The organism is Agromyces sp. GQ35 (assembly GCF_059758475.1).
Genome location: NZ_JCAXEO010000003.1, coordinates 210,670 through 237,401, shown reverse-complemented (window position 1 = coordinate 237,401; position 26,732 = coordinate 210,670). Strand labels below are relative to the sequence as shown.

At 66.7% G+C, this 26,732-nt stretch carries 29 protein-coding genes; 8 read left to right on the top strand and 21 right to left on the bottom strand.

Annotated features, from left to right (window positions below; all coding sequences use genetic code 11):
* Positions 1-2 precede the first annotated feature (2 nt).
* Together rph and murI are read right to left on the bottom strand one after the other, a co-directional pair.
* Positions 3-776, bottom strand: coding sequence for a ribonuclease PH (gene rph, locus AC6CH0_RS16215; protein ID WP_498102720.1), 774 nt, complete (start codon positions 774-776; stop codon positions 3-5).
* Complete coding sequence (murI, locus tag AC6CH0_RS16210) at positions 773-1,636, bottom strand: glutamate racemase (protein WP_498102718.1); 864 nt, start codon at positions 1,634-1,636, stop codon at positions 773-775. The genes rph and murI overlap by 4 nt, the downstream gene beginning before the upstream one ends.
* A gap of 55 nt (positions 1,637-1,691) precedes the next feature.
* Here murI and AC6CH0_RS16205 point away from each other — a divergent pair, with 55 nt between their 5' ends.
* Complete coding sequence (locus AC6CH0_RS16205) at positions 1,692-3,011, top strand: nicotinate phosphoribosyltransferase (RefSeq protein WP_498102716.1); 1,320 nt, start codon at positions 1,692-1,694, stop codon at positions 3,009-3,011.
* A 57-nt stretch (positions 3,012-3,068) separates the two neighbouring features.
* Here AC6CH0_RS16205 and AC6CH0_RS16200 read toward each other — a convergent pair whose 3' ends face one another.
* From AC6CH0_RS16200 to AC6CH0_RS16185, 4 genes are all read right to left on the bottom strand, one after another.
* Positions 3,069-3,356, bottom strand: a complete 288-nt coding sequence (locus tag AC6CH0_RS16200) for a DUF3039 domain-containing protein (protein WP_498102714.1) — start codon at positions 3,354-3,356, stop codon at positions 3,069-3,071.
* 10 nt (positions 3,357-3,366) lie between these two features.
* Complete coding sequence (locus AC6CH0_RS16195; protein WP_498102712.1) at positions 3,367-4,941, bottom strand: hypothetical protein; 1,575 nt, start codon at positions 4,939-4,941, stop codon at positions 3,367-3,369.
* 118 nt (positions 4,942-5,059) lie between these two features.
* Entirely contained in the window at positions 5,060-6,331 is a 1,272-nt protein-coding gene (locus AC6CH0_RS16190; protein ID WP_498102710.1) for a DUF6575 domain-containing protein, read from the bottom strand.
* On the bottom strand, positions 6,328-6,747 hold the full coding sequence (locus tag AC6CH0_RS16185) for a hypothetical protein (protein ID WP_498102708.1): 420 nt from the start codon (positions 6,745-6,747) through the stop codon (positions 6,328-6,330). The genes AC6CH0_RS16190 and AC6CH0_RS16185 overlap by 4 nt, the downstream gene beginning before the upstream one ends.
* A 147-nt stretch (positions 6,748-6,894) precedes the next feature.
* Between AC6CH0_RS16185 and AC6CH0_RS16180 the strand changes: the two genes are divergently transcribed.
* Positions 6,895-7,698: a hypothetical protein gene (locus AC6CH0_RS16180; RefSeq protein ID WP_498102706.1), complete on the top strand. Its 804-nt coding sequence runs from the start codon at positions 6,895-6,897 to the stop codon at positions 7,696-7,698.
* Here the strand turns inward: AC6CH0_RS16180 and AC6CH0_RS16175 are convergent.
* The 8 genes from AC6CH0_RS16175 to AC6CH0_RS16140 form a co-directional block, all read right to left on the bottom strand.
* Positions 7,667-8,839 (bottom strand): tyrosine-type recombinase/integrase, encoded by a 1,173-nt coding sequence (locus AC6CH0_RS16175; protein WP_498102704.1) that lies wholly within the window; start codon positions 8,837-8,839, stop codon positions 7,667-7,669. The genes AC6CH0_RS16180 and AC6CH0_RS16175 overlap by 32 nt on opposite strands.
* Before the next feature lie 109 nt (positions 8,840-8,948).
* A complete protein-coding gene (locus AC6CH0_RS16170) occupies positions 8,949-9,587 on the bottom strand; it encodes a recombinase family protein (RefSeq protein WP_498102702.1) in 639 nt (212 codons plus the stop codon).
* A gap of 211 nt (positions 9,588-9,798) precedes the next feature.
* Positions 9,799-10,194, bottom strand: a complete 396-nt coding sequence (locus AC6CH0_RS16165) for a hypothetical protein (protein ID WP_498102700.1) — start codon at positions 10,192-10,194, stop codon at positions 9,799-9,801.
* Between the two features lie 454 nt (positions 10,195-10,648).
* Positions 10,649-12,841, bottom strand: a complete 2,193-nt coding sequence (locus AC6CH0_RS16160; RefSeq protein ID WP_498102698.1) for an AAA family ATPase — start codon at positions 12,839-12,841, stop codon at positions 10,649-10,651.
* Positions 12,842-12,850: 9 nt separating this feature from the next.
* Positions 12,851-13,066, bottom strand: coding sequence for a helix-turn-helix domain-containing protein (locus AC6CH0_RS16155; RefSeq protein ID WP_498102696.1), 216 nt, complete (start codon positions 13,064-13,066; stop codon positions 12,851-12,853).
* Between the two features lie 230 nt (positions 13,067-13,296).
* Positions 13,297-13,815 carry a hypothetical protein gene (locus tag AC6CH0_RS16150; RefSeq protein WP_498102694.1) on the bottom strand — a complete coding sequence of 173 codons (519 nt, stop codon included), beginning with the start codon at positions 13,813-13,815 and terminating at the stop codon, positions 13,297-13,299.
* A gap of 65 nt (positions 13,816-13,880) precedes the next feature.
* Positions 13,881-14,312 carry a hypothetical protein gene (locus AC6CH0_RS16145; protein WP_498102692.1) on the bottom strand — a complete coding sequence of 144 codons (432 nt, stop codon included), beginning with the start codon at positions 14,310-14,312 and terminating at the stop codon, positions 13,881-13,883.
* Between the two features lie 226 nt (positions 14,313-14,538).
* Positions 14,539-14,775, bottom strand: coding sequence for a hypothetical protein (locus AC6CH0_RS16140; RefSeq protein WP_498102690.1), 237 nt, complete (start codon positions 14,773-14,775; stop codon positions 14,539-14,541).
* Between the two features lie 133 nt (positions 14,776-14,908).
* On the opposite strand from AC6CH0_RS16140, the gene AC6CH0_RS16135 reads away from it, so the two are divergent.
* Positions 14,909-15,118 (top strand): hypothetical protein, encoded by a 210-nt coding sequence (locus tag AC6CH0_RS16135; RefSeq protein WP_498102688.1) that lies wholly within the window; start codon positions 14,909-14,911, stop codon positions 15,116-15,118.
* A gap of 93 nt (positions 15,119-15,211) precedes the next feature.
* Here AC6CH0_RS16135 and AC6CH0_RS16130 read toward each other — a convergent pair whose 3' ends face one another.
* Positions 15,212-15,736 carry a hypothetical protein gene (locus tag AC6CH0_RS16130; protein WP_498102686.1) on the bottom strand — a complete coding sequence of 175 codons (525 nt, stop codon included), beginning with the start codon at positions 15,734-15,736 and terminating at the stop codon, positions 15,212-15,214.
* 108 nt (positions 15,737-15,844) lie between these two features.
* Between AC6CH0_RS16130 and AC6CH0_RS16125 the strand changes: the two genes are divergently transcribed.
* The gene (locus tag AC6CH0_RS16125; RefSeq protein WP_498102684.1) at positions 15,845-16,123 is read left to right on the top strand and encodes a DUF3892 domain-containing protein; all 279 of its coding nucleotides are present in this window, start codon (positions 15,845-15,847) and stop codon (positions 16,121-16,123) included.
* Between the two features lie 178 nt (positions 16,124-16,301).
* Here AC6CH0_RS16125 and AC6CH0_RS16120 read toward each other — a convergent pair whose 3' ends face one another.
* Positions 16,302-17,099 (bottom strand): ABC transporter ATP-binding protein, encoded by a 798-nt coding sequence (locus AC6CH0_RS16120; protein WP_498103296.1) that lies wholly within the window; start codon positions 17,097-17,099, stop codon positions 16,302-16,304.
* Between the two features lie 1,165 nt (positions 17,100-18,264).
* On the opposite strand from AC6CH0_RS16120, the gene AC6CH0_RS16115 reads away from it, so the two are divergent.
* Positions 18,265-18,957, top strand: coding sequence for a phosphocholine cytidylyltransferase family protein (locus AC6CH0_RS16115; RefSeq protein ID WP_498102682.1), 693 nt, complete (start codon positions 18,265-18,267; stop codon positions 18,955-18,957).
* Between the two features lie 104 nt (positions 18,958-19,061).
* Here AC6CH0_RS16115 and AC6CH0_RS16110 read toward each other — a convergent pair whose 3' ends face one another.
* Complete coding sequence (locus AC6CH0_RS16110; protein WP_498102680.1) at positions 19,062-19,610, bottom strand: ECF transporter S component; 549 nt, start codon at positions 19,608-19,610, stop codon at positions 19,062-19,064.
* Between the two features lie 83 nt (positions 19,611-19,693).
* On the opposite strand from AC6CH0_RS16110, the gene AC6CH0_RS16105 reads away from it, so the two are divergent.
* The 3 genes from AC6CH0_RS16105 to AC6CH0_RS16095 all read left to right on the top strand — a co-directional run bounded on the left by AC6CH0_RS16105 (position 19,694) and on the right by AC6CH0_RS16095 (position 22,379).
* The gene (locus AC6CH0_RS16105) at positions 19,694-20,506 is read left to right on the top strand and encodes an ABC transporter permease (protein WP_498103294.1); all 813 of its coding nucleotides are present in this window, start codon (positions 19,694-19,696) and stop codon (positions 20,504-20,506) included.
* Position 20,507: 1 nt separating this feature from the next.
* Complete coding sequence (locus tag AC6CH0_RS16100) at positions 20,508-21,272, top strand: ABC transporter ATP-binding protein (RefSeq protein WP_498102678.1); 765 nt, start codon at positions 20,508-20,510, stop codon at positions 21,270-21,272.
* An 81-nt stretch (positions 21,273-21,353) separates the two neighbouring features.
* Positions 21,354-22,379: a hypothetical protein gene (locus tag AC6CH0_RS16095; RefSeq protein ID WP_498102676.1), complete on the top strand. Its 1,026-nt coding sequence runs from the start codon at positions 21,354-21,356 to the stop codon at positions 22,377-22,379.
* 49 nt (positions 22,380-22,428) lie between these two features.
* Here AC6CH0_RS16095 and AC6CH0_RS16090 read toward each other — a convergent pair whose 3' ends face one another.
* The 4 genes from AC6CH0_RS16090 to AC6CH0_RS16075 form a co-directional block, all read right to left on the bottom strand.
* On the bottom strand, positions 22,429-23,727 hold the full coding sequence (locus AC6CH0_RS16090; RefSeq protein WP_498102674.1) for a CDP-glycerol glycerophosphotransferase family protein: 1,299 nt from the start codon (positions 23,725-23,727) through the stop codon (positions 22,429-22,431).
* Between the two features lie 151 nt (positions 23,728-23,878).
* Complete coding sequence (locus AC6CH0_RS16085; RefSeq protein ID WP_498103292.1) at positions 23,879-24,724, bottom strand: glycosyltransferase family 2 protein; 846 nt, start codon at positions 24,722-24,724, stop codon at positions 23,879-23,881.
* 46 nt (positions 24,725-24,770) lie between these two features.
* On the bottom strand, positions 24,771-25,583 hold the full coding sequence (locus tag AC6CH0_RS16080) for a CDP-alcohol phosphatidyltransferase family protein (RefSeq protein ID WP_498102672.1): 813 nt from the start codon (positions 25,581-25,583) through the stop codon (positions 24,771-24,773).
* 5 nt (positions 25,584-25,588) lie between these two features.
* Positions 25,589-26,644 (bottom strand): glycosyltransferase family 2 protein, encoded by a 1,056-nt coding sequence (locus AC6CH0_RS16075; RefSeq protein ID WP_498102670.1) that lies wholly within the window; start codon positions 26,642-26,644, stop codon positions 25,589-25,591.
* Positions 26,645-26,732 lie beyond the last annotated feature (88 nt).

Genomic DNA, 26,732 nt, shown 5'->3' with positions numbered 1-26,732 from the left:
CGTCACTCCCCTGCGGCCGCGTTCGCCTCGGCGAGCACGAGCTGCTGGATGCGGGTGAGGTCGGCCGTGCCGGCGAGCGCCAGGTCGAGCAGCGCATCGAGCTCACGCCGGTCGAACGGCGCGCCCTCGGCGGTGCCCTGCACTTCGACGAACAGGCCCCGGCCGGTCGCCACGACGTTCATGTCGGTCTCGGCTCGCACGTCTTCGACGTAGGCGAGGTCGAGCATGGGCGTTCCGTCGATGATGCCGACGGAGACCGCGGAGACCGTGTCGATGAGCGGCTTGGCGCGCTGGCCGATGAACTTCTTCTCGCGCGCCCACTCGACCGCATCGGCGAGGGCGACGTAGGCGCCGGTGATCGCGGCGGTACGAGTGCCGCCGTCGGCCTGCAGCACGTCGCAGTCGATCTGGATGGTGTTCTCGCCGAGGCCCTTCATGTCGACGACCGCACGGAGGCTCCGCCCGATGAGTCGACTGATCTCGTGCGTTCGGCCGCCGATGCGGCCCTTGACCGACTCCCGGTCGTTGCGGCTGTTCGTCGCCCGGGGCAGCATCGCGTACTCGGCGGTCACCCAACCCTTGCCCTTGCCGCTCATCCAGCGAGGCACGCCGTTGGTGAACGACGCCGTGCACAGCACCTTGGTGCTGCCGAATGAGATCAGAGCGCTGCCCTCGGCGTGTTCGCTCCAGCCGCGTTCGATGGTCACCTCGCGCAACTGGTCTGCGGTGCGCCCGTCGGCGCGGATGAGGGTGGTGGGCTCGGATGCCTCGGTCATGCGTTCTCCTGTCGAAGCCGGCTGCGGTTGCCGGCAGATCGGTGGTCTGGAATGGTGACGGCACCGGTCTCGACGAGCTCGACGCTCGGGATCTCGGGGCCGATCAGCCGATGGGCGAGGTCGAGGAAGGCACTCGTCGAGTGGCCCGTCGCCTCGTAGCGATAGGTGGGCGGCGTCGCGGCGCGACGCTCGATGCCGGTGCCGACGAGCACGCGGTAGACGTCGTTCGCGGTTTCGACGTCGCTCGAGACGAGCGAGACGCCTTCGCCCATGACGTAGGAGATCGCACCCTTCAGGAACGGGTAGTGGGTGCAGCCGAGCACCAGCGTGTCGATGCGTGCACGCTGCAGCGGGGCGAGGTACTCCTCGGTGACCGAGAGCAGTTCGTCGCCGGTGGTCACCCCGGCCTCGACGAACTCGACGAACCTCGGGCACGCCTGCGAGAAGAGCTCGAGGTGGGGCGCTGCGGCGAACGCGTCGTCGTAGGCGCGTGAGCTGATCGTGCCCGCCGTGCCGATGACGCCGACCCGGCCGGTCTTCGTCGCCGCGACGGCGCGACGCACGGCCGGCTGGATGACCTCGACCACCGGCACCTCGTAGCGCTCGCGTGCATCGCGCAGCATCGCCGCCGAGGCCGTGTTGCATGCGATCACGAGCATCTTCACGCCCTGCGCGACGAGGTCGTCGAGCACCGCGAGTGCGTACCCCCGCACGTCGGCGATCTTCTTCGGACCGTAGGGAGAGTGCTCCAGATCGCCGATGTACAGGATCGACTCGTTGGGCAGCTGGTCTTTCACGGCCCGGGCGACGGTGAGCCCGCCGACCCCGGAGTCGAAGATCCCGATCGGTGCATCCGTCACGACATGCAAGCGTAGCGCGCCCCGCTGGGAGCACCCGCCTCGCTAGGCTGATCACGTGACCGGGTCTGCTGCGCTCTTCACCGATCGATACGAACTGACGATGGTCGACGCCGCGTTACTCGACGGCACCGCACATCGCGAGAGCCTCTTCGAGGCGTTCGCTCGGCGCCTGCCCGACGGGCGCCGATACGGCGTGGTCGCGGGCACCGGGCGCCTGCTCGAGCTGATCCAGCGCTTCCGCTTCGAAGAAGCGGAGCTCGAGTGGTTGCGCGAACACGACGTGGTGCGGCCGGCCACACTCGACTGGCTCGCCGACTACCGGTTCACGGGCGACATCTGGGGGTACCGCGAAGGCGAGGCGTACTTCCCGGGCTCTCCTCTGCTCACCATCCAGGCCACGTTCGCCGAGGCCGTCATGCTCGAGACCATCGTGCTCTCGACCCTGAACTACGACTCCTCGGTCGCGAGCGCCGCCGCCCGTATGGTCTCCGTCGCGCTCGGCCGGCCGATCGCCGAGATGGGATCGCGCCGCACGAGCGAGGGCTCGGCGATCGCCGCGGCTCGAGCCGCCTACATCGCCGGGTTCGACGCGACATCGAACCTCGAGGCCGGACGCACCTGGGGCATCCCGACCATGGGCACCGCGGCGCACGCGTTCACCCTGCTGCACGACACCGAAGAAGACGCGTTCCGCGCCCAGGTCGAGGCGTTCGGGCCGAAGACGACGCTGCTCGTCGACACCTACGACATCGCCCAGGGCGTCGAGCTCGCCGTGAAGGTGGCCGGCCCCGAGCTCGGCGCCGTGCGCATCGACTCGGGCGACCTGCCGACCGTCGTGGCCGCGGTGCGCGAGCAGCTCGACACGCTCGGCGCCGTCGACACCCGCATCACGGTGACGAGCGACCTCGACGAGTTCACCATCGCCGGGCTCTCCGGTGCGCCGGTCGACTCCTACGGCGTCGGCACGGCGGTCGTGACCGGCTCGGGCTTCCCGGCGGCCGGAATGGTGTTCAAGATCGTGGCCCGCCGCGATGATGCAGGCGAGTGGGTCTCGGTCGCGAAGGCGTCGACGCAGAAGTCGAGCGTCGGCGGCCGCAAGAATGCCGCCCGTCGACTCGACTCGACGCTCACTGCCCGGGAAGAGCTCGTCTTCGTCGGCGACGGACCCGACGGGGAAGCGGAATTCGAGGCCGACGACCAGCTGCGCCCGCTCATGGTTCGCCTGATGTCGAACGGCGAAGCCGACCCCGCCTACCTCGGGGAGGCCGGCACGATCGCCGCGCGAGCACATCGCGCCGAGGTCATGCAGGAACTGCCGATCGAGGCGTTCCGTCTCGGCCGCGGCGAGCCCGTGATTCCGACGAGCTATCGCTGAGCCGGTCGAGGAGCGAGCCCCAGCGAGCGCATCGAGGCCCCGGCTACCGCTGCTGCCCTACTCCGACTTCATCCGCTCGTAGATCTCTTTGCAGGTCGGGCAGACCGGGAACTTCTCGGGGTCGCGCCCCGGAGTCCACTTCTTGCCGCAGAGCGCCTTCACGGGCTTGCCCGTGAGCGCCGACTCGAGGATCTTCTCCTTCTTCACGTAGTGCGAGAAGCGCTCGTGATCGCCGGGTTCGATGGCCTCGTCTTGCAGAAGCTTCTCGAGCTCACGGTCGAGAACGGAGGTGCCGCCGCCCGGCGAATCGGGGTCGGCGATGCTCACGCGCACGGAGGAGATCATGGCTTCGATTCTACGCGCGGATCGAAGCGGCGAGGATCTCGGGGCCCCGGTGATCGAACACGCGACCGCCTCCCCAGACGCCGACGATCAGCACGATGACGCCCAGCCCGACGCCCGACGCGAACGACGCCGCGTGCCACGCCGGATCGACAAAGAGGCCGAGCGCCCCGAACACGAGGGCCGGCAGGGCGATGAGCAGCGAGCCGAGCATCGTGATCGACTGCACGAGGGCCGTGATCGTGCCGGTGGCCTGCGGCTGCTGGAACGGGCTGTCACCCGGCTTCACGGCGGGATACGGGAATCGAGCGGAAGTGATCGAGCCCACTCCGAGTCCGGCCAGCAGCAACGCCGTGCTCACGCCGAGGAGTGACGGCAGCAGGCGCCAGTCGTTCAGCACGAAGACCGTGACCGCACTGCCAAGGCCGATCACGAGGACGCCGGCGATGAGCACCGGCACGAGCCGGCCCACCCGATCGGCGGCACCGCGGACGCCCGACACCACGTGCAGCCAGATCGCCGTGGAGTCGTAGGCGGTGTCGTTGTGCAGGGTCCAGCCGAGCAGGAGACACATGAGCGGCACCGGGATCAGACCGAGGTAGAGGTTCGGGATGCCCGCGAGGCTCAACGGCACCATGACGATCACGGGCGCGATCGGCACCATGACGAGCGAGACCCAGTACCTGGCGTCGCGGATCCAGTAGGTGAAGCTGCGAGCGGCGATGGCGCCGGCAGGACCCTGTGGCAGTCGGTCGAACCAGCCGAGGCCGCGGTAGCTCTTGGCCGAGGCTTCGCGGCCCGGGGTGACGAGCATCTTCGCGACGAGCGCCTGCCAGCCGAACCAGATGACCACGACGGTCGCCGCCGCGATCAGGAGTTTCAGGATGGCGGGGCCCCAGTCGCCGGCTGCAGCGTCGCCCGGCACGGCGAAGACGGCGCCGAGCGGCGTCCAGCCGAGCACACCGGCGAACGATTCCATCACCCGGGCGCCGGAGCTCTCCCAGTCGATCGAGACGAGCACGACGATGAGCGGAGAGGCCATGACGATCAACAGGAGTCCGAGCACTCCGCTGAGTTCGCGAGCACGACGCGTGGCGAGCAGCAACGAGGCGAGACCCGTCGACACCCGTGCGAACAACACGCACGTCGCGAATGCCAGCGCCGCGGCGACGATCGCGAGCAGGGTCTCACCGACCCCGCGCGACCACGTGACCACGGTGCCGAGCAGCACGATCGCGAGCACCAGTGCCGGCACGCCGATGACGGCGGCGACCGCGAGGCCGAGCGCGAGCGAGCGGTCGGGCAGCCCGAACATGGCGAACCGACGCGGATCCATCGTGTCGTCGACCCCGAAGATCAGCGGCAGGATGATGAACCCGAGCACGGTGACCGCGCCCGCCACGACGAATCCGTCGCGAATCGACTCGACGTCACCGACGAAGCGCAGGCCCACGAGTGCGGCGAACAACAACGCCGACAGACCCAGTCCGTAGATCAGCCCGACGACGATGCCGACGACCTGCCACGGGCTTCGCCGGAAGATGTTCCCGAGCAAGCGCAGTTTCAGTCGGAGAAACTGTGCTGTCATACCGTGGCTCCCCAGTGTTTTACTGGGCTGTTCGGTCAGTGTCGCCTGTGTCATCCCCGCGAAAACCCCGCGCTCCCTCGTTGCCGTGCTTCGAGCCTACTTGGTGCTCGTACAGCGGTTATGGCTCGCGGAAGATGATCGGCAGTCCGAACGATCCTTCGACCACCTCGACTGTGGCCTCTAGTGGCACTTCAGTCTCGCTCGCCACCAACTGTTCGAGAACGTACTTCGGCTTACGATCACCGACCGCCTGGTCGTAGTGCACCGTCGCAGAGATCACTACGTCGTAAACCGCGTTTGAGACCGCGTGATCTACCTGCGGAAGTGCGCGGTCGGTGATCCCGCCCTCGTAAGAGGATCCGTCGTAGAGGTCGCGAAGCCCAAACAGCTTTCTATCCATGTCGAACCGGAAAAGCCTCATGCGCCCTCGAATTTCAAAGGCGTCGTCAGGAACAATTTGGTTGAGAAGAGCGCGCAGATTGTCCACTTGTTCCGCGCTTAGCTTCGACTCTTTGTATCCCGCGTTAGCACCGGCAACTGCCACGGTCACGTCCGCGCCTGTATTCGCAAGTTCGTTGACGAACGATCTAAAGCTCTTTGCTCCTCGCGGCCTTAGTTCGACTAGCTCACTCATCAGTGCCTCCGGCGGGAGGTCCACAGCCAAGAGTTCGACCAACGTGCTCGCGGCGTGTGTGAAGGGCGAGTCGCCGAACAAGTCGGTTCCATCAGCCGATCCGAGCTCAACAACGAAACTCGCCGCTGTTAGGCCAACGATGTCCGTCGACATCTGTGCCTTTACGTCGTTGGGGATGCGCCCTGCTTGCGACGGTGCCGCCTGCAATTGAGCATGCCCGATGTTGTCGAAGACATTTTGGGTCGACACGAGCAGTTCGCCGATCCGACGCGTCGGGGCTTCGCTTCGTGTCCGATCCGGCAAGTGGACCCTGAGCCGGAATCGTGTCCTTCCCTCCTGTCGGGCTAGACGTTCGATCTCGCGCCCGTCGGCGGCGGCCGGCAGGGTGGGAGTTTCAAGATCGAGACGATATCCGTCAGCCGGGAGCCATGCTTCTGCAAGGCGAATGCCTGGTTGGACCTCTAGGCGATTGCCCTCTGACTCGTCGATCGGCATATGCACGACATAGACAAAACCCTCTGGCTGCTGGAACGCTGCGCGAAGGTCAACGCCTCCAGATCGAACCATTCGGTAGCGCGCCTGCGAGATGGGTACAAAGAGCCAAGTATCGCTGTGAGGTCCTTCCTCAGCCCACCCGACGAGATAGAGCTGATCCGTAGTCGACTGCGCCAGAAAGACCCGCGGACCGTCGTACTCTACGAGCACCTCTTGAATGTCCAGCACGCCCATCGGCGTGTCTGCAGGAAGCCAATTCATGGCGTCACCGCGAACGATTCCCACGCCCGGTCACCGATGGGCCGCCACCAGCTGTGGTGCGATTTCGAGCGTTCGCTTGGGGTGTGCTGCATCGCACCCGACCCCGTGATATCTCCTCGCGCAACGCGTTTGTGTCGGAGCGAACCGATCGCGCCGCGGGTGTCGTCCGCGTCCGCCCTGTTCTGGAAGAGGCTACATGAGGCGGCTTGAACGTCGTCCTTCCAGAACCTGCGCTGTTTGCCGGCGAGGTGACGCTCCAGATGCGATATGAAATCTTCCTCGACCACGACGTCGCCGTCTGTGAGGCGGAAGAACTCGCCCGCAGCAGGGGAAGATCCCTCGGGCGGGCACGCCGGAGGAAACCACTCCGGCCACGGAGACTCATGGGCGCGCCCTGCCGCATCGGAAACAGTCATCCGCGTCAGCGTAGCGGGATCCACACACGACCATCCATACCATCAAGGAGCGCTCCCCCGTTCTGGGGGCAGGCTAACGCACGCCACCGACGCACGTTCCGGCGACTCATGGCCCTGCAGGCTGACGTGTCCGCTACGCTTCGGCCCATGAGTGATGAGGAGAGCGGCTGGGAGCAACTCGCACGATCGTCCGTTGCGATCCTGGGTGCTGGCGCCGGAGCTGGAGTTTCTCTGCTCCTCGCGGACCCGATCGCAGGGGCGATGGCCGGTCAAGCAATGGTAGAGGTCGGGAACGATATCGCTCGTCGTGTTCTCAGCCCTCGCGAGAAGCAGCGTGTTGGCACTGTTCTCGTAATGGCCGCGGGCGGCGTCATGGCGAACCAGACGCTCGGTATGAAGCTGCGGGACGACGGCTTCTTCGACGGCGAGCGTTCAGACGCCGACGAAATCATCGAGGGCACCCTGCTGGCCGCACGAGATGAGCACGAAGAGAAAAAGCTGCCCTATCTTGCGAGCCTACTGGCGAGAGCACCGTTCCTCGAAGGGCTGAGCGTCTATGTCCTGAACGAGGCGCTCGAGAGTGCAGAAGCACTCAGTTGGCTCGAGTTGCAGTTGCTTGCGATTTTCAGTCGCCCGGAGGACTTCCCGTTGCCGGACGACGAGATGAAGCGGCAGGCATCTGGTTGGAACGACTGGGCGATCAATGAGGCGGTCTTCACCATGACAAACGAAGCGCGCCAGTTGATCTACCACCCCCATGGAGAGCCAACGCCCAATATTGGGCTCGGACGCTACGACCTCCGGATGTCGAGGCTCACTCGAACCAACTTGGGAATGTTGCTCGCAGACCTCCTGGAGCTACACAAGATGCCCCGGAACGAGCTACGACCAATTCACGAGGCACTCATACGCTTGGCAGCTACATCAAGTGATGAGACCCAGACCGCGTGAACGCCTCGAAGCGCTCAATCTGCGTGGCGTAGTCGCTCGGGTACAGGTGCGCGTAGATGGCGTCCGTCGTCGAGACGTTAGCGTGCCCCATCCAGCGGGACACCTTCCACGGCTGGAACCCTGCGGCGAGCATGAGACTCGCGAAGGTGTGGCGGAGGTCGTGAAAGCGCATGTGCGGCGTGACCCCGAGGCGAGCGGCTGCGGGAACAAGGTGGCCCATCCGCACAGCCGTCGTAGACACCGGGCGGGAGAAGTCGAGCGGGCTGCTGTCGACGGGGTGCGGGCCAAACCGGAGCCCTGCCCAGAACAGCGCGTCGGGGTCGCCGCTCTTCGGGTGCTGCAACAGGTACAGTCTCAGGTCGGCCGACAGGCTGCGCGACAGTAGCGGCACGTCTCGCGAAGACCGGGCAGACTTCGGTGGAACGACTGTCCACTCCCCCGCGATCCTCTTGAGCGTCCGGCGCACCTCCACGTGGCCGGCTGACAGGTTGACGTCTCGAATCCGAAGACCGGCGATCTCGGCTGCGCGAAGCCCAGTGTTGGCAGCGAAGCGGATAAGCAGGCCGTACTGCGAACCGGGCGCGTGGCGATCAATTTCGGCCGCGACGGCTTCCACCTCTGCGATGGTCAGGAAGACCGGCTTGAACGTGTCGCGGTGGACCATTCTCGGGAGCACGACTGCGGGGCACGGGTTGTGCGCGATGATGCGATGCTTCACGGCGAACGTGAACACCTTGTTTACTGCGATGTAGTGGTTCCGGATGGTGTTCGGGGCGAGCCCTTCTCCGGCGAGCGCGGCCACCCACGCCTGCACGCTGGCGGAGTCCACTCGGGCAATACGCTGCCCGCCGAACGTGTCGTAGATGCGGCCGTTGTACAGCGCCTCGTATTGGAGGAGCGTGCCGCGCTTGAGCCGGGGAGCCTGCGCCGTCAGCATTGCCTCTGCGACCTCGCGGAAGGTCTTACCGCGCGTCAGCGCCTCTGTCGTCGCTCCGATCTCCTTCGCGGTCTCGACCTTGTGGGCATGTCGCTCGGCATCGCGTTTGGCCGTGAACGTCCGCTGGCGGTCCTTACCGCCCTCTCGCCAACGCACCTCATACGCCTTGCCGCCCTTGCGCTTGACCTCGCGAACGTGCGCCATCAGCGGTTCACTGCTCGGAAGCCGCATTGCACGAGAATGACGGCGATCTGCCGGTTCGTGTATCCGGCGCGCTCCATGATCCGGATGATGTCGCCGGGCGTCAGGGCGGTCATGCCGCCACATCCTTCGCCTTCGCGCTGGAGTAAGCGCGGCGGACAGTGGACTCGTGCCAGTCGGGAAGGCCGGTCGGCGACAGGATGCACTCTGTCGTGAGTTCGCGGGCGATGCGGCCGAAGCTTGCCCCGGCGTCGCGAGAGAGCACGATCCTCCGCAGAATGCCAGCCGGGATCGCGGTCTTGCGCCCGTTGTCGAGTCCGCGCGCCTTTCGCGCGGCGAGGGCTTCCTTCGTTCTCGAACTAATCAGATCTCTCTCCAGTTCGGCGAACGTCGCGAGCATGTTCGCCATCGCCCGTCCTCCCGGCGTGGTCAGGTCGAGAGCATTGTCGAGAACGGTGAGCGACCACCCGCCGTGAATCGCATCGTCGATAATCGCGGAAGCGTGCCGTACCGACCGTGCGAGCCGATCGAGCTTGGCTACAACGAGTCCGTCTGCCTGCCCTGACGCGAGGAGGTCGAGCGCTCGCCGAAGGTGCGGGTTGACGTGCTTCCCGCTCGCGCCGAGATCGTTCATCATCTCGACGTTCCAGCCACGGCGTTCGCACTCGCTGAGGATCGCGTCAGTTTGCGCCTCGATACCGAGCCCGGAGCGCTCCTGCTCCTCAGTGCTCACACGGACGTAACCGATCATGTGCTTTGTCATCTCTCTCCCTCTCGAATGAGGCGAACGGCGGGGACGGACGTTTCCGCCTGAGAGCGAAGCGAACCCTGACAACGGCTGCATCACTACTCCGCCGGGCGAATCAGAGCCACTGGCGATGTAAGGCCGTATCGCTCGCCAACCCAGCCCCGCGCCTGCCTTCGGGCCGCAGTCGCCGCAGATCGCCAGCAGATCGCAGCCGTCATCGTTGCCGCGCTCGCTCCGGGCGTAGGGGCTTCAGCCGACTCGGGTTCGGCTCGTACCAGGCCGGTGCCTCGCTGCCCTCGGACGGGAGCGTCGGAGCCTTGCCCTGCCGCTTGCGGCGAGCGCGCGCCGCATCCCGTTCAATGGCTGCGTCGTCGCGGGAGGCGTCATCCTCCACTACCTCGGCGTCCACGATGTCGGGAGCTTCGAGCTCGCCGCGTGTGATGGTGACGAACTCGATCATGCCCTTGGCCTCGAGCGCGGCTTCCCACGCGGGTACTTCGAGCTGAATTGGAATCTTGCCGCTGAAGCCTGCGCGTGACAGAAGGTCCTGCGCGATGGTGGTTCGGGTCTTTACGTCCACGTCGGGATCGGCCATGAACTCGACCAGCATGTCGGCGGCGTACCCGCTCGCTTCTGCAATCCGCACAGCAGCCGAGGTCTTGCTCCGTTTGTTCGCACTTCCGTGCCAGCGGCACGTCCTCTGCCCGGGTGCGAGGTAGCGCTTACACCGTTCTCCGGTTCGCTTGCTCGTTGCCGGACATTGCCGCTTCCGAGCTATCAGCGAGCTATCCAAGTGCTCTCGCCGTTCAAGGGGCTCCCGCTTGCTCATGTCATTTCTCTCCACTTCTCGCGCATCTACTTCTGGAAGGTGAACCCAGCCGAGCAACGCGACGACGACGGTCGCACCAAGGGTTGTTGCTCGGCTGGGGGTCTATGTGTTGTTGATTGCTACTGAGCGACCCGCGCCGCTTCCGTCGTCCCGTGTACCAACCCTCTGCGACCCCTAAAGGGGTTCGCGGGTCGGTATCACGGGTCACGACGACCCGCTGTGCCGGGTTCACGGGTCACGGGTCACGGGTCGCTGAGTCATCGCCGACTCCCTCCGGGCTCGGGATCGCGGCGTTTGATGGGTCTGCGGGGTCTGCAGGGTCCGCGAGATAGTGCCTCTTCGGTGCGTTCGCTGCGGTGCCGGACCGTTCGACGCGGAACGTACCCGCATCAACGAGCGCACCCACACGCGTTTCGAGGGTGTCCTTGCCGACGCCCTGACCGAGCGACGCCTTCACGAGTGCGCCCTGGACGACGCCGGGGTTGGCGCGGACGTGTTTGATGAGAAGCGCGTCGGCTTTGCTGTGCTTGACGGACGCGCCTGACTCCGAGAGCTTGATCTTTGTCTCGGCGCGGTCGCGGAACTCTGTGCTGGTCTTGTCGGCGTAATACTCGACGGCACTCATCCGCTTGTGCGTTGAGAGCGCCAGCGATGGGCCGACCTCCTGTGGGAGCAGCACGAGAGCGCGCCGCTGGGCGTTCTTCTGCTTCTCCTGCACGATGCCGACGAAGTCCCCTTTGAGAGTCTCCACTCGGACGTGCGCCCCGGCTCGCATGCGTAGCTGGTCACCGCCACGCGCTCGCAGACCTTCGGCGTTGGTGTGCGCACCCACGATCACGGCAATATCGAGGTACTGCGCGAGAGCCCGAAGGCCGCGCGTAACAAGAGCCATGCCCTCGGTCGACTCGTCTCCGGTCATGTACTCCACGAGCGGATCGAACGCGACGGCGACAACCGTCTCGCCGCAGTCCGCCTCGAAGTCGCGCACCGTACGAGCCACACGCGCCACGCCTTCGGGCGTTGTCATGTCCACCGGCACCGAGAGTGAACCACCGGGCGCCAGCGGCGGGTACTCATTGTGCTCGTTCCACGCAAGGATGCGCGCCTGCAACTGTTCAAGCCCTTCGCCCTCAAACAGCAGGGTTGCTCCCCGCTCGACGGAGTGACCGTGCCACGGGACCCCTGCGCGAATGCTGCGGAGCATGTCGAGGATGACGAACGTCTTCTTGGCTCCGGGCTCGCCGAAGAAGTCCGAAAAGAAGCCCTTCGGAACCCACCCGTCGATGACGAACCGGGGCGGATCGAGCGAGAGAATGTCATCGTCAGACAGCACGTCCGCGATAAGGGATTCTCGAGCGTCATCCGCAGCGAGGAACAGCCGCTCAATCTCGTACAGCACGTCATCAACGGCCTCTCCGGATCGGGCACGGTCCATCTCGGCGACGATCTGCTCAGCAGTGCCCCGCGCCTTCATAAACCAGTCGGTGAGGTCTTTCCGGGTGTTGTCACCCGTGGGCAGGCCGAGCGTTGTCCAGTCGAGTACGTGGACGCTCGCTCCTGTCTTTCGCAGGGCTCCGGCGATCTTCTCGGCACCCTTGTGGCCGGCGTCATCGTTGTCGTAGAGAACGAACACCTCACGACCGGCGAGCATCGACAGATCGCTGGGGACCGTGCCCGCGCCGCCCGTCGCAGTCACCGCGACGAACTGACCCTCGCCAATCTGGTTCGCGAGAAGCGCATCGAACTCTCCCTCAACCAGCAGCACTGGAAGCAGTTGCGCCAGAACCTCGGTGAAGGCGAGAACCGCTGTGCCGTGGCCGGGTAGGTTGAGCATCTTCTCTGCCGCGCCCGAGTTCGGCAGGTAGCGCCGGACGTTGACCCACTCGCCGCGGTAGCGAATTGGGATTGTGAACCGCTGGCCGTCGTGGCCGAGCTTGAACTTGCCGATGGTTTCGTGGCTGAGGCCGCGCTGGGTTGTCAGATACTCGACTCGTTTAGGGAACCGGGCGACCATCTGGTCGTGCCAGTCGGCGACCTTCTCTTGGTTTTCGAGAGGCGGCGGCAACTTCGGCTTGACCTTCGTGGACGAGGTCGGCGCGACGACGGTCGCAGTCGCCCGCATCGCGAAGCTCTCGGGCCGCGCCTTGAGCGTCTGCACGAGGTCATAGATGGAGCCGCCGTGATCATCGGTCTTGAGACAGTTCCACTCGCCGCGCTCAGCGTTCATGGAGGCGGACGGGCTGACACTCTCGGTCGGGTCCTCGCAGAGCGGGCAGAACATGCGCTGCTCACCGTCGGGCGACTCAGCGCCGTCCGCCCACTCCTCGAACGCAGTGCGAACGGCGTCGGGGCGGTATCGTTTTCGGCGCTGCGGGCGAGCACGGGCGAGCGGGCGCGGAGCAGGCACGCCGTTGATGGTGCGGGGCACGGGATCCGACTACCGAACTGCGCGGAACGTGGAGCGCTCAACGAATTCGCGAAGATGCTCCTCACTGAACTGGACCTTGCCGCCAAGCCTGATGCCCGAGAGCTTGCCTTGGTCACGAGCACGGCGCAGTTGACGGTCTGTAACTCCGAGCCCTCGCAGAATCGGCGAATCCGGCGCAGTGTTGTAGTCCCAGTACTCCGGAGTGCTGGGGTGCTTGATGGACATTCGGTTCTCCTCTCGGTGAGGAGGACGGAACGCCGGAGGCAACAAAAAGACCTCGAAACGTACCGCCCTCTTCGGGTGGTCTTCACGTTTCGGGGTCCTTCCCCTAGCCCTCCGTAGCACGCCACGGCCCAAGCACTGCTGTTCAGTTGTGTGATGCAAAGCTACGCACAAGTTCGCCCTGCATCAACTCAGCCCTTGGCGCTAACCGGAGTTGAACGGGCGAATTAAGGCTACCGGATTTCACTCTCGCGGCGCTCGGTGGGCTCGTTTGCCAACTGTGCAGTTCGCTCAGAGAGTCGCATCCGCCGGTACTTTCCGAGCAGTTCGGTCGGCTCGCCAGAAATCCAAACCTTGGTGCCAAGGTCGGCCGCGTCGAGTGATCGGAGCAACTCCCAGCCGAGAAGCGCGCGCACCTGAGCGAGCGGGTGACGGCTGCCGAAGACCGACTCAAGCTGCCGCGCGATGTAGTGTCCGCTCGAATGCGGCAAGACGCCCCGGCTGCGATAGAGCGCGAGCCGCACTGTCGCCTCATAGAGGATTCCCGAACCCTGCGGGCAGTCGAAAGGCAAGGGCGCATCAATGCGGACGGTCGCGCGCTCGATATTGGTCAGCAACCGCGTCGGTGTCTCGTGACGGGGCAGCAGCTCAGCCGGCTCATATGGATAGTTCAGGCTGCGCTCCCAGTAGGTGGGCAGCGAGTCGTCCGGATAGCGGTTCAGGCTAGCGTTGAGGTCGTTGATGATGGGCACGTTAGTTCTCCTTCCAGACGGGCGGGTAGCGAGTAGGGCTCCCGCCCGTTGTCCATGTGCGAGTGTCAGATCGGCAGGCTGGGCCGAATCATCTTCCAGTTCGTCATGAGCGCCGAATACGCACCATACGGATCTCGAACCTTGTCGCCGTGCCACTCGGCCTCGGCTTCCGCAGCTTCGAGAGCAGCGATCGCGCGCTCCGCGTCTCGGCGGAGCTCCTGGTAGCGCGCGGCGATCTCTGGACTCGGGCGTGCGCCGTCCATCAGGGGATATCGGATGTCTTCTGCGAGGGCGTCAGCAATCTCCGATGCGGCGTCAGCGTGCACGGCGCTTGAGTCGAGGAAGTGCTGTGCGGCGGCTACGACCAATCCTTCATAGGTGCGCACCTTGTCGAATACGGCCGAGTCCACGGCGGCGATCGCCTCGCGCTCAGTCTCGGTGTTGGGATAGGTCTGGGTGCGGACGTAGACTCGCGCGTCGTCGGGGTGCATTTCCACGGTCTCGGCTCCTATCGGTTTCGCTTTTGGGCAAGTTCGGCCACGCGGTCGCGGGCAGTCTGGCGTTTATCATGCTCTGCGAATGCCTCAGCCCAGACCTCATCGAGCTTCGCGAGGGTGTCGCGGAGCGCGTCAGCCTTGGCTCGGTATTGGCCGCGCTGTCGGTCGAGGCGCTGAGCCATGATGGGCCCGGCGTGAGCCGGGAACTTTGGGAGCGGGGTGGTAGTCATCGGTTCTCCTTCTTGCGGTTGGTTGCGAGGCCTCGGCCTCCTGTTGGTGTCGGGCGCAGCGCCTCCGCGACTTCAGGGCGAATGACGCCCATTGCGCCGAGATGAGTGGCGAGCGCCTGCCTGACGAGCGTGGCCTTCGAGATACCGGACAGAGTGACGACCTGCGCGAGGGCACGGTCGAGTTCTTCCGGGATCGTGGTCCGGAGTTCTACGGCGGTTTCAGTTCGTCCCATAGAGAAACTTTACGCGGTAAACAATTACCGCCGCTGGATGCACGAATGGACCTCTGACCTTGGGCATTATGGACATCTGTGGCGCGCGTCCTGAATGGTGATCACGGTTGACTTGAGCGCAGGAGGAACCACCATGCCAAAGCGCCCCGAAGACTTTCGACCGTTCGACCCGAACCAACCTGGCGAGTACTCGTCCACCGCGTTCGGCCGCGACCCGATGGGTAACCGAAGACCGCTCACCGGCAAAGAGCAGCTACAGGTCATTCGCTCATCCCGCGTCCGCGATCAATCGCGCGCCGCGGTCGTCCGCGACATGACCCGCCGCCGCCACCCGAACGGCTGACCGACTACACGCCTATGTAAGGCGACGGCGACGCCGGAACCTCGCCGGGCTGCCACCCCGCACATCTCGCCACACAGAGCCCAGCACTAGGCCTTACAGGCTGATTGGCGCGGCCGACCTGAGTGGCGCCCCGGTGTTCGCATACGGCTGCACCCCGTGCAACAGTGCAAAGCCTTTGATCAGTCCACTCTCAATCGCAGCGCTCTCCCCTGCCCCCAAGCCCTTCCAACCGACTATGAGTTCGTCCGTGTTTGCGAGCTGCCAAATGAGTTTCCCGCCATAGTGCTGCGCACCGGACCCGAAGCCGTGGGCGTGATATTCAGCCAGACGGTTCGCCAAGCCCTTGGGTCGTTTCCGAAGTGGCGCCTTCCCGAAGTACAGCACCTGCTCTCCGTACACCCAGCGTGCGGCCGCGTCTTCCGGGGTGCGGACGATAGGTCGAGGTCTGTGATGACGCTCTTCAACAAACGTGGGAAGCTCTGCTGACTCGCGCGCGATGACGTAGACGCCTTCTGAATCGCGACCGTCCGCGTCGAGAACGAGCCGTTTCGTCCACGTCCGAAACGGAACGAATCCGACGAAGCCGTAGCCGCTCAGCTCCGCGATCGAATAGCCCACGCCGCCGAGCGTAGCTCAGCCACCGCGCAATTCTCGGAATGCATGTCACTGGCTCCCGAGAGAATCAGATCGCCGATGCTCATGTCGGTCAAACCCGAGGAGAAGAGCATGGCAATCGAGATCACCCACGTCCGATTCAGCGGTTACGAGAAGAACCACGAGTCGATCGTTCGCTACAAGTGGCGCGATCCGGCCGATGGGAACACTGGAGACAACGACAAGCCCACTCTGGTCGACTGGGTCGACAAGAACGGCGAAGCGTACGTGGGCAGCGGAACCCAGCGCGCGCGCGTCGGCGTTGTTCGCCCGAGCAACACGCAGGCCTATCTCAGAACCTACGCGGACAACACCTGGACGAACAACTTGCTCTCACTGCCGACGTTCTAGCGGCAGAAAACCCCGCGAAATCCCCGCGCCCGCGCCCCACCGCGGGGTTCCGGCGTGCCCCAGTCACGCCCGGAACAGCCCGACCTAGAAGGTCCAACTTCCCCGGAATTACGGGCGAGAGCGGGCGAAGTGAGGTGTACTTCGGGCGATGTCGGTTGACGTCAGGAATGGGCTGCGCTCAGTCGGAGAAACTGTGCAACCATTCCATGCCTTCCGCAGCCTTGCGTCCGCCGGCAAGCTCGACGAATCGGTCTTCGAGGGTCTGACCGGCCCGCACCTCGTCGAGGGTGCCTGCGGCGAGAACTCGCCCGGCGACGATGATGGCGGCCGAGTCGCACACGCGCTCGATGAGGTCCATGCCGTGACTCGAGAGCACGACGGTGCCACCGCCGGCCACGTATCGCTCGAGGATCTCGGTGAGGTTCGCCGCCGAGACCGGATCGACCGATTCGAACGGCTCGTCGAGCACGAGCAGCCGCGGCGAGTGGATCATCGCGCAGGCGAGGGCGATCTTCTTCGTCATGCCGGCCGAGTAGTCGGCGACGAGACGATCGACGGCGTCGTCGAGCCCGAACGCGGTGATGAGGTCGGCGCTGCGCTCGCGAACAGTGCGGCCGTCGAGCCCGCGGAGCACGCCCGAGTAGTAGAGGAGTTGGGCGCCGGTCAGCCGGTCGAACAGCCGGAGCCGGTCGGGCAGCACGCCGGTGGCCCGCTTGGCCGCCCGCGGGTTCGCCCACACATCGATGTCGTGGATGCGCACCGTGCCGGCATCGGGCTTCAGTAGGCCCGTCACCATCGACAGCGTCGTGGTCTTGCCTGCGCCGTTCGGACCGACGAGCCCGAAGAACGAACCCGCGCGCACCTCGAGCGTGATGCCGTCGACGGCGGTGTTCTCACCGAACCGCTTCACGAGACCGTCGATCGCGAGCACCTTCGGCGCGGCGGCACCGGGGCCGATTCGCGCCGGACGCAGCATGCGCTTCTTTCGCGCTGAGGACTTCTTGGGCGCCGCGATGACGGCGACCGCCTGCGCCGCCGACCCGGTTGCCACAATGCCGGTCGTTGCGGCGATGGACGCCGCAGTGCTGGAGCCGGCCGCTGCCGTCGACGCGGGCAGATCTGCATCGGCGGGCCGCACCGGTGCAACCTCGGCCGGCGCTTCCTCTGCAGGCGCAGCCGCGGCAGGCGCCGGCACGGGCGGGGCCTCGGTCTCCGTCACGGGGGCCGGGTTCGGCAGTCGCTCGACCGTCTGCTCATCGATCTCGGATCGCGTCTGCGACGGCTCCGACTCGGCCGTCGCTGCGGGCTCGGGCGTCTTGCGCGCCGGCCGCTCGGCAGCAGTGGTCTCGGTCGTCAGTGCCGCAGCGACTCGCTGCGCCTGCCGCACCGAGGCCGCACTCGCGGCGCGACCGGTCGTGGCGCCCTCGCTCTTCGTCGCCGAGGCACGCGGTGCCCGGGCCGACTTCGCCGCCTCGCCACGGGCAGCGGCAGCCTTCGCGGATGCCGTGCGTGACGCAGCCGTGCGCTTCGAAGCGGCAGGCGTCGCCGCGTCGCCGTCGGCCGGGCTGCCGTCGCCGCCGGCGGGCTTCGCCGACGCACTCGTGGCCGCCGCGGGCTTCACGACGGCGGTCTTCATCGCGGCGCTCTTCGCCGCAGCCGTCTTGGTCGTCGCGCTCTTCGCAGCAGTGGTCTTCGCCGCCGCCGTCTTCGCGGCGGCGGTCTTCGCAGCCGCCGCCTTCGATGGGGTCGTGCGAGTGCTGCGCGCGGCTCGAACCGGCGTCGCCGCCGACGGCTCCGACTGGGATTCCCGCGTCTCGGACGCCCCCACGCCGGTGCCTTCGGCAGTTTCGTCGTCGTGTTCGGAGCGCGAAACAGAAGTCACCCAGACAACCTATCAACCACTGGATGCAATACGAGCCCTTGCGGTACGTCGATCTGTCGTAGCAAGCTGAGGATCACCTGAGCGTCACATCACGATCGGGCTACGACCTCGTACCCCCGATGGCAGGTCACAGCTACCGCCCGATATCCTGAGGTTCGGCATAACGGCGTGTCCAAATGTGAACTTCCGGATGAATTTCGGGCGAACCCTCGGCGACGAGGGCGAGCGCCTGCGGCATCCGACCACCGAAGGAGATGCAGTGAACACCCAGATCGTGATTCTCGCGGCCGGCATGGGGAGCCGGCTCGGGCGATCCCTCCCCAAGCCCCTGACCGAACTCAGCGACGGCCGCACCATCATGCGCCAGCAGTTCGACAACATCGAGCACGCGTTCGGTGCCAACGCCAACGTCACGATCGTCGTCGGGTACAAGCTCGAGCACATCATCGAGGCGTTCCCGCAGGCCTCCTTCGTCTACAACGAGGAGTACGACCAGACCAACACGTCGAAGAGCCTCATGCGTGCGCTCTCGGCTTCGCAGCCCGGCGGCGTGCTCTGGATGAACGGTGACGTGGTCTTCGACCCGAGCATCCTCGACCGCGCGCTGCCGTTCATCGCCCGCGACCAGTCGATGGTCACGGTCAACACCTCGAAGGTCTCCGACGAAGAGGTGAAGTACACCACGAGCGCCGAGGGCTACATCAAGGAACTCTCGAAGACCGTCAAGGGCGGGCTCGGCGAAGCCGTCGGCATCAACTACATCTCGAGCCGCGACAAGGCGACGTTCCTCGCGCACCTGCAGCGCGTGGGCGACCAGGACTACTTCGAACGCGGCCTCGAGCTCGCGATCGAGAAGAACGGCCTCCTCGTCGAGCCGATGGACATCTCCGACCTCTACGCGGTCGAGATCGACTTCGCCGAAGACCTCGAGCGGGCGAACCACTTCGTGTGACCTGCACCACAGCACAGCGCTGAATAGAAGAGCGGATGCCTCGCGGCATCCGCTCTTCTGCGTTCGCGCGTGCGTGCAGGGTCGCTCAGCGCCCCTGCACCTCGTCAGCTGCCGGTGCTGAGGGTGCGCGCGACGCCTGCCCGCGCCAGCGACGCGGCGATGACCCGGCCGAGCCAGGTGAAGACGATCGGGCTGAGCGCGAAGAGCGCGAGGTAGATCGCCCAGAACCACGGCGCGTAGTGCTCGGGTCCGAGGGCGATGAAGGTGCTCACGGCGAGCACCAGGCCGGCCGCACCCGCCGCGACGTACGAGAGCCACGGCGACCAGCTCTTGTAGCGCGTCACGAAGAACGGGAGTTCGAGCAGTGCGCCGACGAGCAAGCCGGTGCCGAGGAATCGGAGGATCCAGTGGGGCGCGAACGCCGCGCCGACGAGGCCCGCGATGAACCCGGTGAGGATGCCGACGCCGGGCCGCTTCAAGAGCGCGAGTGCAACGGCGCTCGGCAGGAAATGCGACCCGATGGTGAGGCCGTAGAGCATCGGTGCGATGCCGGCGACGAGCCCGGCGAAATACCCCGCGCCGGCTGCGAAGAGCCCGCCCGCGACGCCGATCGCGGCGCAGCTCAGAATGACGCGGGTGCTGGTGCGGTGCACGAGGCTCCTTCCGACTGGGCTCGGCACTTGCCACCCGTCTCCGTTCAAATCTACCCCGGCATGGCATCTACGATGAGAGCGTGATGAGCACGGTCTCGAAGGCGTACGGCGACGCGCATCCGCTGCAGCGGACGCCGTGGGCGCGGTACCGCCATTCGCTCTGGCTGCTCACGACACGCGACCTGAAGGTGCGGTACTCGACGTCGGCGCTCGGCTACGTCTGGTCGGTGCTCGATCCGCTCGTCATGGCGGGCATCTACTGGTTCGTCTTCACGCAAGTGTTCCAACGGGTTGCCGGCACCGACCCGTACATCGTCTTCCTGCTGTCGGCGCTGCTGCCGTGGATGTGGTTCAACGGCGCGGTCTCCGACTCGACGCGTGCATTCCTGAAAGACGCGAAGCTCGTTCGGTCGACGATGATCCCGCGCACGATCTGGGTGAACCGCATCGTGCTGTCGAAGGGCATCGAGTTCGTGCTGGCCCTGCCGGTGCTCGCGATCTTCGCAGTCGTGTTCGGTGCGACCATCGGCTGGCAGATCGTGTTCTTCCCGCTCGCGGTCCTGCTGCAGGCGATCCTCACCGCGGGGGTCGCGCTCATCGTCGCGCCGCTCGTGGTGTTCTTCCGCGATCTCGAGCGTGCCGTCAAGCTGATCCTGCGGTTCCTCTTCTACGCGTCGCCGATCATCTACGGAGTCTCGAACCTTCCCGAAGAACTGCACATCTGGGCGGCGTTCAACCCGCTCTCGGGCATCTTCGGGCTCTACCGTTCGGCGTTCTTCCCCGGCGAGCTCGACTGGTTCAACGTGGCGATCGCCGCAGTCATGTCGGTCGCACTGCTGATCGTCGGGCTCCTCGTGTTCCGGTCGTCGGTGCGCCAGGTGCTGAAGGAGATCTGAGATGGATGCCACGACCGCCGTCGAGACGCCGCCGTTCGCGATCCGCACCACCGGGCTCGGCATCCGCTTCCGCCGCAACCGGAGGGGCCGTCGATCCTTCAAGGACCTGCTCGCCGGCCGGCGTCGCCGCACCCGGCCCGGGGAGTTCTGGGCCCTGCGCGACGTCTCGATCGAGGTACGACCCGGTGAGGCGATCGGCGTGGTCGGGCGCAACGGGCAAGGAAAGTCGACGCTGCTGAAGCTCGTGGCCGGGGTCATGATCGCCGATGAGGGCACGGTCGAGGTGACCGGCGGCGTCGCGCCGCTGATCGAGATCACCGGCGGCTTCGTCGACGACCTCACCGTGCGCGACAACGTGTACCTGACCGCGGGCCTGCACGGCATGACGAGCGCGCAGATCGATGCGAAGTTCGACGAGATCATCGAGTTCGCCGACATCGGCGACTTCCTCGACACGCCCTACAAGCACCTCTCGAGCGGCATGAAGGTGCGCATCGCCTTCGCCGTGATCTCGCAGCTCGAAGAACCGATCATGCTCGTCGACGAGGTGCTGGCGGTCGGCGACAAGGCCTTCCGCGAGAAATGTTACCGCCGCATCGACGAATTGCTCGCGGGCGGGCGCACGCTCTTCTTCGTCTCGCACAACGAACGCGACCTGCGCCGCTTCTGCACGCGCGGCCTCTACCTCGACAAGGGCTCGCTCGTGCTCGACGGCCCGATCGACGACGTGCTCGACCGCTACAACGCGGAGCACGGCACCGCGTAGCGCTCCGAGCGCAGTACGCGGCGACGCTCGGTCGACGCAACCCCTACGGCCCACCCAGCCGGCTCACGTATCATCGCGAGCATGCCCGATCGCGTGCACAGAATCACCTCGATGGACTCGGATGCAGCCCACGAGCCACTCGTCGACCCGTCCGTCGACCCGTCGACGAACGCGACGAGCGGCGAGCCCTCCCACACCCCGCGTGCCCACGGCATGGAGCGCGGCATCGACCGGGTGCTCTCGATCCAGCGGCCGATCGTGGTGGCGCATCTCCGCGCCATCCGTCGCCGCTCCCCCGGTGCCACGCCCGAGCAGATCGTGCGCATCCTCGAGCGGCGCTACCTCGCCGCCGTCACGACCGGCGGTGCCGCCGTCGGCGCGACAGCCGTCATCCCGGGCATCGGCACTGGAGTGACGCTCGCACTGTCGGGCGTCGAGACCGCCGGATTCCTCGAGGCGACGGCCCTCTTCGCGCAGTCGGTCGCCGAGGTGCACGGCATCGCCGTGGAGAACCCCGATCGTGGGCGTGCGCTCGTGATGACGCTCATGCTCGGCAACGAAGGCGTCGACCTCGTGCGGCAACTCGCCGGGCAGGCCTCGGGCACGGGCGTCGCCCGCAACGCCTACTGGGGCGAACTCATCACCAACAGCCTGCCCAAGGCCGTCATGGGAACCGTGGTCGAACGCCTGCGGAGCGTCTTCATCAAGCAGTTCGCGGTACGCGGCGGTGCCGGCATCATCGGCAAGGCGATCCCGTTCGGCATCGGCGCCGCGATCGGCGGCGCGGGCAACCACATGCTCGGCAAGCGCGTGCTGAAGCAGTCGCGCCTGGCGTTCGGCCAGCCGCCCGCGGTACTGCCGTTCGAGCTCGAACCGCGCGAAGGCGATTCGATGATCCGTGCGGCAGGCGCTCGGATGTCGCGGGTCGGCGACGCGCTCGGCACGGCTGCGCGCGCGACCGGCCGTGGCATCGGTGAGGCCGGACGCGCCGTCGGTCGCGCCAGGAACCGCAGGCGATCGATCGAGTCGGCGGATGTCGCGGCGCCCGACCGCGCCGAAGGCGACTCCGCCTCGAACGGCACGCGCGAACCCGACGAGGAACGCTGAGCCCGCTTCGACTCGCGTCGCATGACGAGGCACGAGCGAAGCCGACGTGCTACGCCTCGAGCTCGTCTTCGTCGCTCTCGACGCCCCGCAGGTCGGACTCGTCGATCTCCTCTTCGCCCGCGTGGAGCGCGGCGAATCGTTCCCACTCGGCCATGAGGTGTTCGATCGCCGCGTGGAATCGTGCCGTGGTCACGCCGGGCGTCGGGTCGCCGAAGTAGCGTTCGACCCACACGCCGAGCCGCTCGAGGGCGTCGGCGTCGTGCGCGACCCCATCGACCCGGGTGACCATCGATGCGGCGTCCGTCGCGTGGAGCCATTCACAGGCCTGGAGGTAGCCCGAGGTGTCGATCTGGGCCTCGGGATTCGCAGGACGGGTGATGAGCAGGGGCTTGCCGGCCGCGAGCCGGTCGTAGACCATCGCGGAGATGTCGACGATCGCGACGTCGGCCGCGGCGAGTTGCCAGCCGAGCTTCGGCCCGTCGTCGTAGATGTGTCGAGCCGCGGGGTCAGCGGCATTCGCAGCCGCGATCGCCGCGATGATCGCGCGGTTCGCCGCACCGTAGTCGGGGTCGACGACACCCGACCGAGGGTGCGGACGGTAGATGACGCGGTGCCGACCCGTGTCGAGCAGACCTCGCACGAGCGAGACGCCGTGCGAGGCGATCGATCCGTAAGCGGCCGCGCCGCGGTCACCCTCCCAGGTCGGCGCGTACAGCACCACCTCGCGGTCATCGGGCGGGTAGGGCAGCGGCGTTCCGTCGAGGTAGTGATCGGCCTGCGGGCGGCCGATGGGGATCGCCCGCTTGTCGAAGTCGTAGTCCCAGAGCACCTTCTCGAGCCGCGCACGAGCTGCGTCGCCGGCGATCAGTGCGTAGTCGTACGCCTTGAACTGGTTGGTGGTCATGTACATCTTGTCGGACTCGCCGTGATTGATGAACACGTGCCAACGACGCCCGTACCGCATCATCTGGAAGTTCTTGGCGTTCTGGTTCACGTAGAGGATCACGTGCAGGTCTTGTTCATGGATCACGCGCTCGAGGTCCGCCACCCGGCGCACGTAGGCGACCGGCAGCGGTGACTCGTCGAGCAGCGCGAGCGCGGCGCCCGAGGCCCGGCTCAGCACGAGCACGGGATGGCGCTCGGCGAGCTCGGCGAGCGGGGCGTACCACTGACGGAGCTGGTAGAGGTTGACCTTTCCGTCGGCGAAGTACACGCCGATCCGGAAGCGGTGCGGCGGCATGGGCACCTGCTCGGCGAGCTTGACGCCGAGCGAGCGCTGCGCACGCCGGGACCACATGATGTCCTTGGCCAGCTTGACGGCGCGTCGCGCGTCTCTCCTCAATCCCACCGTCCAAGGGTAGCGACGTGGGGCTGAGCGGATGCCTCATGGCTGGTGCCACGACGGCACCGAGAGCCGATCGTTACCGGCGTGGGGCGGCGTCGGGTCTCGATACGCTCGCTTCGCCCACTACTCGACCGGCGGGTCGAGCAGGCGGGCGTCAGACGACGGGCGGGCGTCCGGCGCGGGTCATGCGCCAGATGGTGCGCCAACGCATCGGACGCCGCGGGCCGGGGTACTCGCGCCATCCGGCACGCCAGCCGCCGAACCAGGCGCGCAGCGCAGCGGGCCGGCGCGCCCAGCGCAGCACCTGGATCGCGGTCCAGGAACCGACGTACAGCGGCACGAGCACCGCAGGAAGGTTGCGGCGGGCGAGCCAGACCCGGTTGCGTGCGTTCAGCCGGTAATAGTACGCGTGACGTGCCGGGTCGATGACCGGGTGCGCCGCCTCGAGTTCGCCGGCGTACCAGGCGACGTGGCCCGTATCCCAGACCCGCCAGGCGAGCTCGATGCCCTCGTGCGCGTAGAAGAACGGGTCGGCCCATCCCCCGGTCTGGTCGAACACCGCGCGCGGCATCAGCACGGCCCCCTCCCAGCACGAGAACACGTTGCTGGAGTGCGCGGCATCGCCCTTGCGGATGCGCGGGATCCAGCGGCGCGGCGAGACGCGTCCCGTGGGGTCGACGACCCGCGGCTGCAGCAGGCCGACCTCCGGCCGGGCGCCGAGCACGCGGCATCCGTCGGCCAGGAAGGTGTCGCTCGGCAGGAACGCGTCGTCGTCGAGGAAGAAGAGGACCTCACCGCTCACGAGCGGCACGCCCGCGTTGCGGCCGGCGGGGATACCGAGGTTCTCGGGCAGGTGGAGGGTCTTCACAGCGCCGGGCAGTGCCGGCGTCGCGGTCGCCGGATCCCAGCCGTTGCCGACGCAGGCCACGTCGACGATGACGCCTCGTTGGTCGAGGATGCTGCGGATGCCTCGAGCGAGATCGTCGGGCCGGGTGCCCATGGTGAGCACGACCACGCCGACACGTGGCAGCACGGATTCGATCTCGTCAGGAGCGGACACGACGTGACGCCATGATCGCGACGAAGTGTCCGACCACCGAGAGCAGTGCGAGCGGCAGCAGCACCGCCACGACGATGCGGTCGACGAGCGGCTGCCCGGCGATGAGACCGATCACGGCCGCCGCGAACGCGATGAGCGTGAGCTCGACCGAGTGGTACAGACGGTGGAACGGCAGGAATCGCGCCGCCTTGCGGAGCGTGGCGATGAGTCCGCCGCGCGGCGCCGTCTCGCCGTGCGTATCGGCGAGCTTCGTGAGGCCCGCGTTCGCGCGCGCGACGTGCACCATGTCGTTGAGCGCCTTGTTGAGCACGATCACGAGCGCGAGAAGCGCGGCGATCGTCGTCCAGAGGAAGTCTTCGGGGAACTCGAGCGGGTACGCGGCGGCTCGAATGCCGAACGCGAGCGGAATCAGCGCCTCGGTCGTGTAGTGACCGACCTTGTCGAGGAACACGCCGGCCGGCGACGAGGTGCGCCGCCAGCGCGCGACCTCTCCGTCGCAGCAGTCGACGAGCATCTGGAGCTGACCGAGCACGACCGCGAGGAGCGCACCCCAGATGCCGGGGATGAGCAGTGCCGCGGCCGTCGACCAGCCGACGAGGATCATCAGCCCGGTCACGCCGTTGGCCGAGATCGACGTCTTCAGCAGGAACCACGTGAGGTAGGGCGAGAGGTTGCGCAGGTACAGCGACGCCGTCCAGTGCTCGGCATTGCGACGGCCCCGCACCTCGGGGGGCTGCGTCACCTCGCGGAGCTCGGCGATCGACTTGGGTCTCGTGGTGACCGGACCAGTCTGTGACATCCGCGTCACCTTCCCGTGTGCCTGGCGATGTTGCTCGTCAGCGAGAGGTAGCCGAGCACGAAACCCACACCCCACGCGACGTGTATGCAGGGCAACACTACGAGAAACCAGGCCGTAGTGCTGACGCCGCGCCCGCGGGCGTAGGCGAGCGTGGCCACGCCCACGAAGAGCAGGTACACGATCGGCACCGCGAACCCGATCAGCAGCCACGGCGGGGCACCGAGTGCGGCCTGCACGAGTCCGGCGATGCCGGCGATCAGGCCGAGGGCGACGCCGATGACCATGACGGGCGGCACGAAATAGCGGATGCCGTTCGCCGACGGGAACCGGCGTGCGAGTTCGCCGCGCCAGAGTCCGGTCGAGAACATCTGTCGCGCGAGCCGGTCGAGGGAGGAGCGAGGTCGGTAGGTCACCCCGAGCCGCGGCGTGAACCAGACGACGCCGCCCGTGTCGCGCAGCCGCCGGTTCAGTTCCCAGTCTTGACCGCGCTTGATGGTCTCGTCGAAGAGTCCGACCCGCAGCAGCGCGGTGCGCCGGAATACGCCGAGGTACACCGTCTCTGCCGGGCCGGCCGTGCCGCCGACGTGGAACGCCGAGCCGCCGAGCCCGACCTTAGTGGTGTAGGCGAGTGCGACGGCGCGCTCGAACGGGGTCTCGCCCTGCGCGTCCATGATGCCGCCGACGTTGTCGGCGCCGGTGCGCTCGAGTTCTTCGACCGCGATGCGCGCGTAGTCGGTCGGCAGCATCGAGTGCGAGTCGACGCGCACGACGACGGGGAACTGCGCGGCGCGGATGCCGATGTTCAGCCCGGCCGGCGTCGACCCGACCTCGTTCTCGAGCACCCGCACTCGCGCGTCTCGGGCGGCGAGGTCGGCCACGAGCTCGTTGGTGCCGTCGATCGAGGGACCGAGGGCGATGAGCACCTCGACCGGGCCGGCGTAGTCTTGCGCCAGGATCGACTCGACCGCGGCTCGAACGTGCGTCGCGTCGTTCAGCACCGGCATGACGTACGAGACGCCGAGGAGCGGCGCTGGCGTCGCTTCCGGGTGTTGCTCGGGCATGTTCCTCACTCGCGCTCAGGTCGATCGAGCCTAGCAGCCGGTACCTGCGCGAACGGGGCGGGCAGACGGCGACGGCGGGCCCGGATCC